This is a genomic window from Burkholderia sp. Se-20378 (genome assembly GCF_017104665.1).
GTDB classification, from domain to species: Bacteria; Pseudomonadota; Gammaproteobacteria; order Burkholderiales; family Burkholderiaceae; genus Burkholderia; species Burkholderia lata.
This window is the reverse complement of sequence record NZ_JAAGPG010000057.1, coordinates 1-15289: the sequence shown is the minus strand read 5'-3', so window position 1 is coordinate 15289 and position 15289 is coordinate 1. Positions and strand designations below refer to the sequence as shown.

At 65.4% G+C, this 15289-nt stretch carries 13 protein-coding genes; 4 read left to right on the top strand and 9 right to left on the bottom strand.

Annotation, left to right across the window (positions count from 1 at the left end; all coding sequences use genetic code 11):
* Positions 1–14: 14 nt before the first annotated feature.
* Positions 15–2402, bottom strand: a complete 2388-nt coding sequence (locus G3N93_RS09680; protein ID WP_206132892.1) for a TonB-dependent receptor — start codon at positions 2400–2402, stop codon at positions 15–17.
* Between the two features lie 262 nt (positions 2403–2664).
* On the opposite strand from G3N93_RS09680, the gene G3N93_RS09675 reads away from it, so the two are divergent.
* Together G3N93_RS09675 and G3N93_RS09670 are read left to right on the top strand one after the other, a co-directional pair.
* A complete protein-coding gene (locus G3N93_RS09675) occupies positions 2665–3657 on the top strand; it encodes an ATP-binding protein (protein ID WP_174945490.1) in 993 nt (330 codons plus the stop codon).
* Between the two features lie 127 nt (positions 3658–3784).
* A complete protein-coding gene (locus tag G3N93_RS09670; RefSeq protein ID WP_206132891.1) occupies positions 3785–5251 on the top strand; it encodes a M81 family metallopeptidase in 1467 nt (488 codons plus the stop codon).
* A gap of 33 nt (positions 5252–5284) precedes the next feature.
* Here the strand turns inward: G3N93_RS09670 and G3N93_RS09665 are convergent, their stop codons facing one another.
* Genes G3N93_RS09665 through G3N93_RS09635 form a run of 7 tightly spaced genes read right to left on the bottom strand, consistent with a single transcriptional unit; the run spans position 5285 to position 11774 of the window.
* Positions 5285–6946 carry a serine hydrolase domain-containing protein gene (locus tag G3N93_RS09665; RefSeq protein WP_206132890.1) on the bottom strand — a complete coding sequence of 554 codons (1662 nt, stop codon included), beginning with the start codon at positions 6944–6946 and terminating at the stop codon, positions 5285–5287.
* A gap of 27 nt (positions 6947–6973) precedes the next feature.
* Positions 6974–8047, bottom strand: coding sequence for a dipeptide epimerase (locus G3N93_RS09660; protein WP_307873401.1), 1074 nt, complete (start codon positions 8045–8047; stop codon positions 6974–6976).
* Positions 8013–9374, bottom strand: a complete 1362-nt coding sequence (locus G3N93_RS09655) for an MFS transporter (RefSeq protein ID WP_206132889.1) — start codon at positions 9372–9374, stop codon at positions 8013–8015. The genes G3N93_RS09660 and G3N93_RS09655 overlap by 35 nt, the downstream gene beginning before the upstream one ends.
* Before the next feature lie 24 nt (positions 9375–9398).
* Entirely contained in the window at positions 9399–9827 is a 429-nt protein-coding gene (locus tag G3N93_RS09650; RefSeq protein ID WP_174934989.1) for a biopolymer transporter ExbD, read from the bottom strand.
* 28 nt (positions 9828–9855) lie between these two features.
* The gene (locus tag G3N93_RS09645; RefSeq protein ID WP_174934987.1) at positions 9856–10287 is read right to left on the bottom strand and encodes a biopolymer transporter ExbD; all 432 of its coding nucleotides are present in this window, start codon (positions 10285–10287) and stop codon (positions 9856–9858) included.
* Positions 10288–10290: 3 nt separating this feature from the next.
* Entirely contained in the window at positions 10291–11079 is a 789-nt protein-coding gene (locus G3N93_RS09640) for a MotA/TolQ/ExbB proton channel family protein (protein ID WP_174934985.1), read from the bottom strand.
* A 56-nt stretch (positions 11080–11135) separates the two neighbouring features.
* Complete coding sequence (locus tag G3N93_RS09635) at positions 11136–11774, bottom strand: energy transducer TonB (RefSeq protein ID WP_174934984.1); 639 nt, start codon at positions 11772–11774, stop codon at positions 11136–11138.
* Between the two features lie 250 nt (positions 11775–12024).
* On the opposite strand from G3N93_RS09635, the gene G3N93_RS09630 reads away from it, so the two are divergent.
* Entirely contained in the window at positions 12025–12861 is an 837-nt protein-coding gene (locus tag G3N93_RS09630) for a response regulator (RefSeq protein ID WP_374196436.1), read from the top strand.
* 137 nt (positions 12862–12998) lie between these two features.
* Here G3N93_RS09630 and G3N93_RS09625 read toward each other — a convergent pair whose 3' ends face one another.
* Positions 12999–13973: a LysR family transcriptional regulator gene (locus tag G3N93_RS09625; protein ID WP_174987374.1), complete on the bottom strand. Its 975-nt coding sequence runs from the start codon at positions 13971–13973 to the stop codon at positions 12999–13001.
* An 84-nt stretch (positions 13974–14057) separates the two neighbouring features.
* Here G3N93_RS09625 and G3N93_RS09620 point away from each other — a divergent pair, with 84 nt between their 5' ends.
* The gene (locus G3N93_RS09620) at positions 14058–15089 is read left to right on the top strand and encodes an alcohol dehydrogenase catalytic domain-containing protein (RefSeq protein ID WP_206132888.1); all 1032 of its coding nucleotides are present in this window, start codon (positions 14058–14060) and stop codon (positions 15087–15089) included.
* Positions 15090–15289: the final 200 nt, after the last annotated feature.

The following is a 15289-nucleotide window of genomic DNA, read 5'->3' as shown; positions in this document are numbered from 1 at the left end:
GTTATCCCTATGATTTAGAACGGAACGGTAAGCGCCGCGCCGATCGTGCGCGGTTGAATCACGCTGACGAGAGCCGGGCCGCCCAGCGGTATCAGCGAAGTGCCGGCCGCGATCAACGCGCGACGGTCGAACAGGTTGCGAACGTAGAACGCCAGGCTGAACTTCTTGAAGTCCACACCCGCTTGCAGATCCGTGATCGCGTAGCCTGGCAACGGGTAATCCGGCCGGCCCGAGCTGGCGTCGAACCCGCTATGGCGCCGGCCGACGAATCGCTGCGTAATACCGGCATACGACGGATACCCGTGTGCGCTGAACAGATAGGTGCCCGAGAGCGTAGCGGCGAACTTCGCCGAATTCGGCAATGGCTGGCCCGCTGTCGTACCCGCGCTTGCGTTGCCGCTCGTCAGGCTGGCGTCGATGAGCGACAGGTTCGCACTGAAGTTCCAGTGCGGGGTGGGGCGGAACGTGCCGGAGAACTCCAGGCCCTTGATCCGCGCGTTGCCGGCGTTGATGACCTGGTTGACGCCATCAACCGTGCCGAGCTGCTGGATGTTCTTCCACTCGATGTCGTAGACGGACGTCTCCAGCGATAGCCGCTTGTCGAGCAGGTCGGCCTTGTAGCCCGCCTCATAGCTCCACAGCGTGTCGGGAGAGAAGGTCGGGCTACCCGCTGCGCGCATGCCGGTGAGCGGATCCATCAGCAGCGCATTCGGGCCGCCGGGCCGGTATCCGCTGGCGATGCGGACATACGCATTGCTGTTGGCGGTCAGCGCATAGCGCGCGGTGAACATGTAGGTCTTGCTGGTGTCCGACGACGGCGCCGAGATGGTCTGTGTCGGGCCGGCGAGCGTGCCGTAGGTCGTCTGTTCGTAGGTCTGGGTATTGTGGGCGATCCGGACGCCGCCGGTCAGCGAAAGGCGCGGCGTGAGGTGATACGTCAGGTCGCCGTATGCCGCGTACTCGTTGTACGTGCTGGGCGCCTGGAGCTCCGACAGGTTCGGGCCGGGCGAGCCGTCGGGCAACGTCGTCAGAAAGCCTTGATTCATGTTGCTGCGCTCGTGCGTATAGAAGAGTCCGGCCAGCCACTCGAGTCGCTGGTTGCCCGGCGAGGTCAGGCGAAACTCCTGGGTCACCTTGTTCGTGGTCGCCACATCCTTGGCGACCACCGAACCCAGGTTCAGTCCCTGGGCGGAAAATAGCGGCCCATAGACGCCGGTCAGGTCTTGCGGCGCGCTCGTGTTGATCTTTTGATATGACGTGATCGAGTTCAGGCGCGCCCAGCCGAGCTCGTATTCGATCCCGGCCGAATAGAGCTGGATGTTTTGATGAAAGGGTTGATCGGCGAACTGTCGCGTGGTCAGGTCGCCCCAGACCGGCTGCCCGTTGGCGCCGTATTCGACGTAGTTCGGATCGTTGCGATTGATGTTTTGCGAGACCGCGGACAACCGGACTGTCAAATCCCGGGTCGGCGTCAGCAGCAACGACGCGCGGGCGCCGTAGGTGTCGCCGCGATCGATGTGGGTGTCCGCCTTGGGGCCCACGGCGTCGACATAACCGCCATCGTGCTGCCCGAAGACGGAGACGCGCAGCGCGGCAACGTCGGTCTTCAGCGGGATGTTCAACGCGGCGTTGGCCGAACCGCTCACACCGCCATGCGCCGTTCCCGACACGCCGGTGCCGACCTGCCCGGAAAACTGGCTCGGGTCCGGTTCGTTGGTCACGTATTTCAGCAGGCCGCCCATCGCCCCCGCGCCATACAACGTGCCCTGCGGGCCTCGCAGGATTTCGACGTGGTTGAGATCGAGCAGGCTCATGTCGAGCGCGAACGTTGCGCTTTGGGAGAACAGGGTGCTGCCGCCGAACGCGACGTCGTCGATATACATGCCGACGGTCGGCCCTGTCTGAACACCCGTCGTCACGCCGCGGATGCTGACCTGCCCGGATCCGCTGCCGCCGCTGGCGTTCAGGTCGACACCCGGCTCCGAGGAGAGAAAATCGGACATCGTTTTCGCGCCGCTTTTCTGCAGTTCGTCGGCCGACAGGACGTTGACCTGCATGGGGACTTCGCGAGCCGGTTCACGTCGGCGTGTCGCGGTCACCACGACGGTATTGAGCGTCGCGCCGTCCTTGCCTTGCGCTTTCGACGTCTCTGCTGCAGGGGCATTCGGCACCGCGGCGCCGGGCGCCGTGGCAGGCGTTGCAGCGGACACCGACGCCGCCGCATCAGGCGCGGCGACCTGCTGAGTCTGCACGGGCGTTTGCGCCTGTTCCTGCGCGTGCACGCCCAACGATGCCAGCCCGAATACCGGTCCGACGAAGAGGGGGGCGTAACGCCCGCCGTGCCGCAGCGGTAGCGTTGCCGAAACCGCCGGGTGCTTCGTCCGGTTCTTCACCTTCATCATTGTCTCCTCCTGATTGTGCGATCGACTGAACGCGATGCCGTGTAGCGCAACTCAGGGGGAACGGTAAGTGCCGGTTATTTCTGGTTCATGTGGCGTTTGTATCGTCGGTGATACAAACGATCGGTGAGGGTGAAGGGCGGCCACGCGGGCAGACGAGATGGACGCGGGACGCAGACATGTTGCGGGTTTGCAATAAACGGCTCACATGGCCCCTACATTCACGGGCGATAATCGACGCCATCGCTCGTTGTCGGTCATGACCATGCAAAAACCCCGCTTCGATTCGGCTTTCTATCGCCTGTTTTTCGTGATGATCTCGATCATCCTCGTGATGCAGATCAGTGCCGGCCTGCTGCTCTTCAAGCTCTACAGCACCGCACCCTTCAAGCCGCCGCCCGGGATGAGCGCATCGTTGCAGTGGGGCGCCGCGGTGATGATCCAGGTGATGCCGGCGCTGATCTCGTCCTGGATCGGCGCGCGCATGCTGGCCGCCCCGTTTCGCACGCTGGCCGTAGGGGCCGCTGAACTGTCGAGGAATATCGATGCGCCGCCCATCAGGGAAGTCGGCCCTGTCGAGGCGCGTCAGGCCGCCAGCGTGTTCAACACGATGCAGGCGTCGCTGCGGCGGCAAATGAGTGAACGCAACCGCTTTCTCGCCGCCGTGTCGCACGATCTGCGCACGCCCCTGACGCGCATGAAGCTGCGCCTTCGATCCGCTCAGGATGTCGAATTGAGTGAGCGTCTCAGGGACGATATCGACGAGATGACGCAGCTTCTGGAGGCCACCTTGTCGTTTCTGCGCAATGAAGAAGTGGTTGAGGCGTTCAGCCCGGTCGATATCAACGCACTGGTGGATGCCATCGCGGAAGATGCGGCTGAACACGGCCAAAAGGTGACGATCAGCGGTGAGGTGCCGCCGATCTCGGCTCAACCGCTCGGCCTCAAACGCTGCCTGACGAATCTGGTTGCCAACGCGATTCGATACGGTGAAGACGCGCACATCCACCTGATCGACGCGCCGTCGTGTGTGCGGATCCAGATTGCCGATCACGGACCGGGCATCCCGGAGGCGCAACTGGAGCGGGCGCTGGAGCCGTTCTACCGGGTGGAGAGTTCTCGCAACAGGAACACGGGCGGGACGGGGCTTGGCCTTGCCATCGCGAACGACGTCGTGAAGCGTCACGGCGGGGAGCTGGTGTTGCGCAACGGTCCGGAAGGCGGGCTGGTGGCGCAGGTCACGTTACCGCGTCGATAAGGCGAGGGGCGCGGAGCGACCGTTGGCATTGCTCTGTTTCACGCTTGATACAGATTGCTCACAAAGCGGAAATAGCACGTGCTTATAGTCGTTTCACGTCCTTCAACCCGAATCGGTAGACCTCGTCATGAAGATATATACGGCTCAGCTTTCGACGGAAACCAATACCTTTGCCCCGTGCCCGACCGGATGGGGCGGCTTCGAAGAGTTCACGATTTTTCATGGCGACGCGAGTGTGCGCGAGCCCGACGGTGTGGGGCACGTGCTCGCGGAAGTGCGGCGCCTCGCGGAGGGGGACGGTCACGACATCGTCGAAGGTCTGTGTGCTGAAGCCCAGCCGTCCGGCCGCACGATTCGTGCGGTCTACGAATCCCTGAGGAACGAGATTCTCGATGGCATCAAGGCCGCATTGCCGCTGGATGCCGTGATTCTTTTGCTGCACGGCGCGATGGTGGCAGAGGGCTACGACGATTGTGAAGGTGATCTGCTCGCCGGCGTTCGCGCGATTGTCGGCCCCGACGTTCCGATCTCGGTCACGCTCGACCCGCACTGCCATTTCACGCAATTGATGAAGGCGTCGGCCGATGTCCTGATCGCTTACAAGGAGTATCCGCATGTCGACGCCGTCGATCGGGCGCGCGACGCCTATCGGCTGACGCTCGACATGGCTGCCGGACGCATCCGTCCGACGACCGGCGTGTTCGACTGCCGGATGGTCGGTGCGTGGCACACCACCAGCGAACCGATGGCGGGGTTCGTCCGGCGCATGCAGTCGTTCGAAGGGCGTGACGGTGTGCTGTCGGTGTCGCTCGGCCACGGGTTCCCGTGGGGCGACGTGCCGGAAGCCGGCGCGAAACTCTGGGTGGTGACCGACAGCGATCCCGCCAGGGCCGAGGCGCTGGCGGCACAATTGGCACGCGAGTTCTGGGAGCTGCGCGATGCGACACGCCCCGCATGGCTCGATATCGATGCCGGACTGGATCGTGCGCTGGCGGTCGACGGCGGCCCGGTCGTCCTGGCGGATGTCGCGGACAATCCCGGCGGCGGCGCGCCGTGCGACAGCACGTTCATCTTGCGTCGCGTGGTCGAGCGACGGATTCCCAATGTGGCGATCGGGTGCTTCTGGGATCTCGGCGCCATTCAAATCTGCAAGGACGCGGGTGTCGGGGCCACGCTGGATCTGCGCATCGGCGGTAAGTGCAGTGTGTACTCCGGAGAACCGGTGGACCTGCGCGTCACCGTGCGCAACGTGGTCGAGCGGCATACGCAAAGCATCATGGGTCTCGAGCAACCGCTGGGCCGGGCAGTGTGGGTGGAAGCGGAGAACGGGCTCGACATCGCGCTGATATCCGTTCGCACCCAGGTGCTCGGCGTCGACGCGTTCACGGGCCTTGGTATCGACTTCACCGGCAAGAAGCTGGTGGTCGTGAAATCGACGCAGCATTTTCAAACCGATTTCGCGCCGCGCTCGAAGGCCGTTTTTCATATCGCCGCGCCAGGTGCGCTCACGATGAATTTCGCCGAGCTGGACTATCGGCTTCGTGACCTCAACTACTGGCCGCGCGTGTCGAATCCGTTCGCATCGACAATGTGAGTACGTGCCGGCGTCGTTCGACGCCGGCCAGTATCACGCGTCGGCATGCACCCGTGTAAAGGCCAGGCGTCGGGTACGCGGGGTATCGACGCGAAAACCGGTGATGTCGGCGCGCGTTGCATCGCGCATCAACGTGACGATGCCGGTCATGATGTCCACTGGATCGACCGGCACCAGTTCGAAGGCATCGTAGGCCAGCGGCGTGAGGCGGTAGTCGCAATGGCTCATCGCGCCGCGCAGGCGAAGAACGAGTGTTTCGTCGTCGAGCCGAATGATCGCGTGGGCGTGGGCGTCGTGGCTCGCGAATGTGCCGGACATCGCGGTGGCGAGATGCGGCGTCATCGCGGGCGCTTCGCCCAGACGTGCGAACGTTTCGACATGGCCGCAATGCACGATGCGCAGGCTGGAGAGATCGTCCGGTGTGCAAGGCGATCCCCACCGCAGCGCCAACAGACCGTCGCCGCTCGCTTCCAGCTCGACGTCGTTCAGTTCATCGGTGCTGTCGTAGAGCGTCATCGAGCGTCTGGGGCAAAGGGGGCCCGCCAACACCAGCGCTCCTTCTTGATCTTCCAGTGCATACACGGCGCCGGTGCTGGGCGACCGGTAGCTGCCGAGGCGCGCCGCATGATCGGCGGCGCGCGCGGCGGCAGGCGGGCCATCGCCGCGCAGTTCGCCCGCCAGCACGATGTCGACCACACGCTTCGATAGTTCGAGCGGTGCGCCGAGCGCGCCGTTGCTGAGCAATACGATGTCAAGCCCGTGCGCCGCCGATACCAGCATCTGGCAAGTCCCGCCGACGACACCACCGGAATGGTGCATCAGCTCGGCACCGCGGTAGCTGCTCTGCGTCAGACCGAGCGAGTATTGGCTGCGCAGACCGCTGGAAAATACGGGCAACGCCAGCATCTGGCGCCAGGTGTCGGCGTTGCCGACGATCTTGTCGCTGCATCGCAGGTGCGCGGTCCATCTGAGCATGTCGTCGACGGTCGAGACGATCGAGCCTTCACCCAGCAGCTCCCACGTCGGAAAGATGCCGCGCCGGTATCCGCCCATGCCGTCAGGAACATGCATCGTCGCGATGCCGCGCTCGATCGTCATGTCGCTGCGTACGCACTCGGTGTCGTGCATGCGCAGGGGGGCGAAGAGATGGGTCGCGAGAAATGCTTCGAACGGCATCCCGCTCGCACGTTCGACGGCGAGCGACAGCAGGTGATAGCCGCCGTTCGAATACATCATGCGTTCCCCCGGCGGAAAATTTTCGTCGCGCTGACGTTGCTGCGAAGCCAGGAACGCACCCTGCGGCGACATCGCGAGACCTTGTGTCAGGAGCGCAAGGTCTAGTGCACATCGCTGCCCGCCGCGATGCGACATCAACTGCCGCAGCGTCGGTCGGCCCGCGGCCGGCGGCAGCTCCGGCAGATACGTGCCGATGGGGGCGTCGGCGTCGAGTGCGCCGCGCTCGCACAGGAGCAGCACGGCGAGGCAAGTGACATGCTTGCTGACCGAGCCGATGCGCATGCGTGTGGCCGGTGTGTTGGCGATGCCGTGTTCGAGGCTGGCCATGCCGAAACTGCGCCGATACAGCAGCTGGCCGCGATGGACGATGCCGGCGATCAATCCGGGTGCATCGGTGCGGCGATAAGGCGCGAACAGCGCATCGAGCTGCGCCGTCGTGGAAGAGGAGTCCGATGTCATGGTGATTGCTCAGATTGCTCAGGTTGCTCAGCGAGAGGAAGTCGTGACGCCCGCGTGGCCCCATAGATGGGGCGGGCAGTGCAGCAGGCCGTCGACGTAGGCGACGCCCGGTTCGCGATCGCGTGCGAGGAAGATCGGTCCGTCGAGATCGACGTGATCGCACTGTTGCCCGAGCAGAAACGCGGGGGCGATTGCCAGCGAGGTGCCTGCCATGCAACCGACCATCACCGACAAGCCGGCTTCGCGTACACGCGCGGCGAGGTCGAACGCGCGCGTCAGGCCGCCGCATTTGTCGAGCTTGAGATTGACGATGTCGTAGCGGCGCGCGACGGCGGACAGGTCGCCGAGATCCTGAAACGATTCGTCGGCCGCAAGCGGGACCGGACAATCGATATGCTCGAGACAAGCATCCGCACCGATCGCGAACGGTTGTTCGAGCATGCCGACATCGAGCTGTTGCAGCACGGGGAGCATCGCGTCGAAGTGCGCGCGCGACCAGCCCTGATTCGCGTCGACTGCGAGCGGGAGTTCCGGCCGTACCTCACGGATTGCGGCGAGGCGCGCGGCGTCGGCGGCGCTGCCGTCCAGCTTGACCTTCAGCGCCCTGGCGTGGGGCAGCCTCCGTGCGGCCCCGGCCATCGCGTTCGGCGTATCCACGCCGATCGTCATCGTGGTCCGCAACGGGCGCGGCTCGGAGGTGCCCGCCATGCGCCAGGCAGGCATGGCTTGCCGTTGTGATTCGAGCGCCCACAATGCCGCATCCACTGCATTGCGTGCGCCGCCGGGCGGCAAGACGTCGAGCAACTGCGCGCGCGTGACGCCCGCTTCTATCGATGGTCGAACGCGCTCGATTTGCGCGACGATGGATTCGGGTGTTTCACCCAGGTAAAAGACCCCGGACGCTTCGCCGTTGCCGGCGTAATGCCCGTCGTCGACGGTCACGCTCACGAGGCGAGCGGCGTCGATGACGTGGCCGGTGATATGGAACGGAACGGCCAACGGCCAGCGTTCGATGCGCAGCGAGAGTGAGAGCGTGCGGGGTGACATGGAAGAGGGAAGAAGAGAATTATGCATAGCGCTCGATTGCCTCGCGGACGCCACGGCCCGCCGCGCGCATCAACAAGCACGCGGCAAAGAAGCCGAACGCCGCCACGCAGACGATCGACCACAGCAAGCCCTGGCTGAACGTGTGCAGGCGATCCGACATGAAGCCGATGAACACGGGGCTGCCGGACTGCACGACGATCGACGTCAGCGCACCGATCGCCGCCACGCGCGAGCGCAGGTGAGCGGGGCAGATGTTCTGCATGATGGTGGGAAACAGCACCATGCCTGCGACCATGCAGGCGAGCTGGGCGCCGAAGAGCGCGTAGACCGGCGTCAGCGAGCCCACCGCCAGATAGAGGAACGACAGGCCGCCGGCGACCAGTGCGCCACATTCACAGACACGCAATGGCGCGAGCACGCCGAAGCGCGCGCGCATGCGGCCGGCAACGAGCCCGCTGAGCACGCAACCCGCGATACCGCCGGCCATCGCCGCCACGCCCATGCCGCCGCCGGCTTCAGCCGGCGTCGCGCCGAAGGTTCGCACCGCCACGACCGGCATCCATGTCGCGACACCGCCGAACGACAGATTGACCAGCCCGATGGCGCCGAAGAACTTGAGCATCATGATGGCTTCGCGCCGGAAGTAGACCGGTGCGGACGGCAGCGGCGCGGACGTCCGATGATGCGCGGCGGATGCGTCCGTGTCGCGGTGCTTGCCGGGTCGAATGAGTAGAACCAGCACGGCCAGCACGGGGGCCGGCAGGGCAACGGCAAAAAACGCGAGCCGCCACGGTGCGAGATCGGCGAGTCCGGCGGGCAATGCATCGTGCACCGCCGCGATGCCGTGCATCAGTGCGCCGCCGAGCGCCATCCCCGCACCTGAGCCCAACAGGTTGGCGAGCGCGAAGATCGCATTGGCGAGCACGCGCTGGCGCGCAGGGAAGAGATCGGGAATCAGGCCGTAGATCACCGGCACCAGCCCGGCTTCGCCGATCCCCAATCCGACGGTGGCGATGAACAACTGCCAGAAGTGGGTGGTCATGCCGCAGATCGCGGTGGCTGCGCTCCACACGAGGACGCACGCGACCAGCACCACGCGGCGATCCACGCGATCGGCGACCCAGCCGATCGGCAATGAAGCCACGCCCGCGAACAGCGCGATGCCGGCGCCTTGCATCAGGCCGATCTGCGTATCGGTCAGACCGAAATCGTGGCGGATGGGCTCCGTCAGCAGGATCAGCATCTGACGGTCGACGAACGCGAAGAACGCCACGATCACGAGAATCGCGAGACCGAACCACGCGAGTGGTCCGGCGGGTGAATCCGATGGCGGGCTTTGTGCCGCCACCGGGGCGAGTACGTCGGGGTTGGAGTCGAACATGAGGGCTCCGTGATGAGAAGGCGGTTACTGCATGAACTGCTCGTTGCCCACGAGCCCGATGCGGTTCGCGCCGAGCCGCTGCGCGGACGCCATGACCATGGCGACAGCGCGGTAAGGCGCCGCCTTGTCGGGCCGCAAATGCAGTTCCGTCGGCGCGGGGTTGGCGGCGACGTCGTGCAAGCGCGTTTCCAGTTGCTCGCGCGAACCCAGCGTCTCGCCGTTCCATGCGATGGCGCCGTCGGCCGCGATATCGATCTGCACCACCGGCGGTGCCTGCGGTTGCGACGGCGGCGCGCCGGTCGGCATGTCCAGTTTCACCGCGTTCGTCTGGATGGGAATGGTGAGGATCAGCATGATGAGCAGGACCAGCATCACGTCGATCAGCGGGGTGGTGTTGATCTCGATCATCACGTCGGGTTCGTCGGCGTTGCCGGTGGGCATCGTCATGGCCATCTCGGGTCTCCTTGTCGGTGTGGCGGGATCATTGGCGCGGCGGTGGTTCGGTGATGAAGTCGACCTTGACGATGCCGGCCCGCTGGCAGGCAAACACGACCCGGCCGATGGCGGCGTAGCGCGCGTCGAGGTCGCCGCGGATATGGACTTCGGGTTGCGGCGATTGCACGGCGACCGCCTTGAGTTTCTCGACGAGCGTGGCTGCGTCGGGTACGCGCCGTTCGTCCCAGAACACGTCGCCTTCCTTCGTTACGGCGAGGATCACGTTCTGCGGGGTCGTTTGCAGCGGCTGCACGGTCTCCTTGGGCAGCGTGACCGGCACGGTGTGCGAGACCACCGGAATCGTGATGAGGAAGATGATCAGCAGCACCAGCATCACGTCGACCAGTGGCGTCGTGTTGATGGACGACATGGTTTCGTCGTGCTCGGCGCCGTCGCGGGGGCCTACGGTCATGGCCATGGCTCACCCCACGCGGGTGAGGGCAGCGGCCTTGGTCGCGGCGGCGGCCCCGGCCGTGGTCGTGCCGGTCAGGAGGACGATGTGCAATTCCGTCGAAAACCCGCGCACGCGCTCCATCACCGCCTTGTTGCGGCGCACGAGCCAGTTGTAGCCGAGCACGGCGGGCACCGCGACAGCCAGGCCGATGGCCGTCATGATCAGCGCTTCGCCGACCGGCCCCGCGACCTTGTCGATGGAGGCCTGGCCCGCGATGCCGATCGCAGTCAGTGCGTGATAGATGCCCCACACCGTGCCGAACAGGCCGATGAACGGCGCGGTCGAGCCGACGGTGCCGAGAAACGCGAGGCCGTCCTGCAGGCGGCTCGAGACCGACGTGGTCGCCCGCTCGATGGCCGCCGCGACCCACTGGTTGAGGTCGACCTGTTCGACCAGCGCGCCCTCGTGATGGTCGAATGCCGCGAGCCCGGTTTCGGCGATGAAGCGGAACGGGCTGCCGGCGTCCAGTTTTTTCGTGCCTTCGCTGAGACTGCCCGCTTTCCAGAAACCTGTCTCCGCTGCCTTCGCACGGCGCAGCACACGCGCTTGCTCGAGCAGTTTCGCGACGATGATGTACCAGCTGCCCATGGACATGACGACCAGGATGAGCAGCGTGCCTCGTGCGATGAAATCCCCGCCTTTCCAGAGCGCGTCGAGACCATAGGGATTCGTCACCGTATCGGTGGCGGCGTGGGCGGCGCTGGCCGCGAGGAACAGAGCCGTCACCAGGGCGGCCTTGCGGGTACGGTTGATCATGAACGTCTCCTGAAATGCGTTGGCAAGTAGAAAAGGAACGGCTGTCGAGCGCAGCCTCAATCGAGCTTGAAAGAGAAGGGCACCTGCACGCGGACTTCCTCGCCCTGTGCGACGCAGTGGAATTGCCGCACGGCGTTTTCCGCGGCCCTGTCGAGCACGGGCGCGGCCGACTGCGTCACGCTCAGGTCCTTGACGTTGCCGTCGGTGCCGACCACGAAGGTCACGACGACGTCGCCGGTCAGGTTGTCCTTGAGCGCTTCACGCGGATAGCGAATGGCGGCGCGCACCTGCGTCGAGTTGGGACACACCACGCCGACGCTCGTCGACACCGGCGCCGCAGCGGCGGGTGGGGCCGGCGGCGCGACGGGAGCCGACGGCGCAGGCGTGGTCGACTGCGTGGTGATCGCGTTCGGCGACGGCGCTGCCGCGACGTGCACTTCCGGGGGCGGCACGAACGGCGGCGGTGGCGCGACGTGCTTCGGCGGTGGCGGTGCGATTTGTTTCGGCGGCGGGGGTGGAGGGGGCGGCGGCTTGATCTCTTCGATGATGCGCGTCTCGATCGGCTGACGAATCACGTCCACGACTTTCGTCGCGAGACCGGTGAGCAATGCGTAGACGATCACCGCATGCAATCCGACCACGAAGGCGATGCCGCCAATGCGCCGGACAGGTGGCTTGGGTTGTGCGTAGTTCATGTCCCGCGTGTCTCCTGCCTCGATTTGACCTGGGAGCCACGTTAAGACCCGGGCATTTCTGGTTCATATCGGCTTTGTATCTGCGCTGACACAAAGGCTTTCCGGTCGGGCAAGGTTGCGGCAGGCGGCGCGAAACGAGACGGGGCGGCGAAGGCGGACGATGCTCAGCCGTGTCTCTTCGGGAAAATACCGGGCGGGTTATCCATGACGTGAGCGCTCGTCAGGCATCCCGATTTCTTCGGATGACCTTGTGGGGCAAGGTGCGGGGGCAATTATTTCAACGCTGCAACAATTCGTGCAAAAAGCCCTTATATTGGCGGGCAATAATGAGTGTGGGGGGGACATCTCACCGCCGCAACATCGGAGACAAGACGCCGTGAACAAAGCGATTCGTATTCTCGTCGTCGACGACGACTCGCAGATTCGCAGCCTGTTATGCGACTGCCTTGCAGACTTCGGCATGACGACTGCGCAAGCCGGCACCGGCGCGGAAATGCATCTCGCGCTCGGGGAGGGCGGCTTCGATCTCGTGGTGCTCGACCTGATGCTGCCGGACGACGACGGCCTCAATCTCTGCCGCGAGATTCGGGCGACCTCCGAGATTCCGTTGATCATCCTGACCGCGCGCGGCGAGATGACCGACCGGATCGTCGGGCTGGAACTCGGTGCCGACGATTACATCGTCAAGCCGTTCGAGCCGCGTGAACTGGTCGCGCGCATCCAGACGATCCTGCGTCGTGTGCGTGCGCAAACGCAAGGCCGGACGAGGGCGCAGGAGGAAAGCCGCTTCGCCGGATGGCGGCTTCACCAGATTGGCCGCCACCTGATTGCGGCCGACAACACGGTCATTCCGTTGTCGAACGCGGAATTTCGCCTGCTCAATGCGTTCCTCGCCGCGCCGGGGCGTGTACTCAGCCGCGAATACCTGATGGATACCGCGCGCGGCAAGTCGATCGATACGTTCGACCGCAGCATCGACGTGCAGATCTCACGCTTGCGCCAGAAGTTGCGCGAGGACATCAAGGAGCCGCGCCTGATTCGCACGATTCGCGGGGAAGGCTACATGCTGGATGTCGGGCATCGTTAGGTGTGCGTGCTGCTCATGGCAGCCATTCGCCGGCATGCGACGCAAGCAGTGCGCCGGGCTGCGTGCCGGCGCGCTCCGTCCAGGACGGTAGCAGCCTGACGTTCTCTCACGTGCCGACACCGTCGTCATCGACTCGATCAGTCGCTCGCGGGTTTCCTGCTTTTGCGGCGTCGTGCCGGTTGCGAAGGCGCTCGACTGGCATCGGGTGATGGAATCCGCACCCTGTCGATCAGCGCCCGCAGCCCGCCGGAAACATGGCGATGACCGGGGTAATACAGGCACAGCCCCGGCATGACCGGGCACCAGTCGGCCAGCACGCGTTCGAGACGCCCATCGGCCAGCGCATCGTGAACGAGATGATCGGGCACGAACGCAATCCCGATGCCGTCGATCGCGGCGTCGACCATCAGCGGCTGGTCGGTCAGCGTGAGTGGGCCGCTGACGTTCACCGTTTCGACGACACCGCGGCGCTCGAACTCCCAGCGGTAGATCGCACCGCTATCGAAGCGAAAGCGGATGCAGTCGTGCCGCTCCAGATCCTGCGGCACGCCGGGGCGGCCATGCGCGGCGAAATAGGCGGGCGAGGCGACGGCGGCGAACCGCACCGGATCGGACACGCGCACCGCGATCATGTCCTGCGGCACGGCTTCGGCCAGCCGGATCCCCGCGTCGAATCCACCGGCGACGATGTCGCCGAGCTTGCCGTCCGTCACGATGTCGAGGTGGACCTGCGGGTAGTCGCGCAGGAAGCGCGCGAGCACCGGCTTCAGCACGAGGCGGATCGCCCCTTCGCTCGCGTTGATGCGCACGGTGCCGCTGGGCGTGTCGCGCATCCCGTCGACCGCGAGCATCGCCTCCGCAACCGACGAGATCGCCGGACGGAGCTTGTCGACGAGCCGCTCGCCGGCGTCCGTCAGCGACACGCTGCGCGTGGTGCGATTGAACAGGCGAACGCCCAGGCGCTGCTCGAGGCTCTTGATCGAATGACTGATTGCCGACGGCGTGACGTCGAGCTCGATCGATGCCGCGCGAAAACTGAGGTGCGTGGCGGCAGCGAGGAACACGTTGAGCGAGAAGAGATCGCCGGCTTTTAATTGATGAGCTGAATTCATCTTCACATAAAGATTGGCGAGATTGTCATGATAATGCGCCTTTTCTAGACTAGGCCCTGCGTTCGGTTGAACAAGGAGCAGGCAATGAAGATGAAGGCGATCGTGATGACCGGTGCCAATCGGCCCTGGGAAGTGCAGGAAGTGCCGGTACCGGTAGCCGGGCCGGGGCAGGTGCTGGTGAAGGTGCACGCGTCCGGGATGTGCTACACGGACGTTTGGGCCACGCAGGGCTTCGGCGGCGACATTTACCCGCAGACGCCCGGCCACGAAGTGGTCGGCGAAATCGTCGAAGTGGGCGCGGGCGTGCATGCGCGTCGCGTGGGCGACCGGATCGGCACGACGTGGGTGCAGTCTGCGTGCGGGCGCTGTCCGTACTGTCGCGAGCATCGTCCGCTTTCGGGCCAGACGGCCGTGAACTGCGATGCGCCGCGGACTACCGGGTTCGCGTCGCAGGGCGGGCACGCGGAGTACATCGCCGTCGCGGCCGAGGGCACGGTGCTGTTGCCCGATGCGCTGGCCTATGTCGATGCCGCGCCGATGATGTGCGCGGGCTACACGACGTGGAGCGGCTTGCGCGACGCGGCGCCGCAGCCGCACGAGAAGGTGGCCGTGCTCGGCATCGGCGGACTGGGGCACGTGGCGCTGCAACTGTCCCGCGCGTGCGGCTTCGAAACCATCGCGATCACGCATTCGGCCGACAAGCGCGACCTCGCCATCGGGCTGGGCGCGGACCGGGTCGTCGCAAACGGCGCGGAGCTTCGCGACCTGGGCGGAGCGGATGTCCTGCTGGTCACGACCAACGAGTTCGGTACGGCAGAGGAGGCAATGACGGGCGTGCGGGTCGACGGCCGGGTGATCCTCTGCGGGCTCGACTTCAGCAAGCCGTTCTCGATCGTGTCGCAGCGCAAGCCGTTCCACATGATGCGCCAGCAGGTCATCGGCTCCACGCATGGCGGCTTGCGCTACCTGAGCGAAGTGCTGGACCTCGCCGCCAAAGGCAAGGTCAAACCGATCGTCGAGACGTTCTCGCTGGACCAGGCGACCGAAGCCTATGACCGCCTCGCGTCCGGGAAGATGCGCTTTCGCGGCGTATTCACGCCCGCGCAAAGCTACTGACGCTCAACGGTGCCCGGGGGATGCGGGGACGCCTCTCCCGGCAGGCGCGCGCGGCCGACTCGCCGCGCGCCGCCTCAGCCTCCGCACGGTGATCGGATTGGTCACATCGAGCGGCCAGGCGCGCTCACGATCGACATCCCGCTGATATCGGCTGGCGCCCGATCGGGCGCGGCACGCCGGCGTCGTCCGGCGCGGCCGGC